The following is a 326-nucleotide window of genomic DNA, read 5'->3' as shown; positions in this document are numbered from 1 at the left end:
CTCCAGGGCACCGTCAGCGGGGCCACGGAAACCCGTGACGGCATCTACGAGACCGCGCGGCAGTACGCGAGTTGCCTGCTCGACCCGGACGTCGCCGCCTGGGTCACCCCCAGCAAACAGCTTCCCGAGTTCAAGCCCTCTGCGTTCGCCACCTCCCGGGACACGTTGTACCTGCTCAGCAAGGACGGCGGCGGCTCGGCCTCGGCGATCATCGCGGCAGCGGCCGATGCGGTGATGCGCGCGGCCGTGGTCGTCGCCGAGCGCTCCGGTGGGCGGCTCGACCCGCCTGCCCTGTGCGTCCTCGACGAGGCCGCCAACGTGTGCAA

At 71.2% G+C, this 326-nt stretch carries 1 pseudogene; it reads left to right on the top strand.

From position 1 onward, the window contains the following. Nucleotides 1-326 (top strand): annotated as a pseudogene (locus RB628_RS41750) (hypothetical protein); the annotation flags it as partial.

It is taken from the genome of Streptomyces sp. ADMS, assembly GCF_033441795.1.
Lineage (GTDB): Bacteria > Actinomycetota > Actinomycetes > Streptomycetales > Streptomycetaceae > Streptomyces.
The sequence above is the reverse complement of the archived record's forward strand: the minus strand, read 5'-3'. Positions and strand labels throughout refer to the sequence as shown.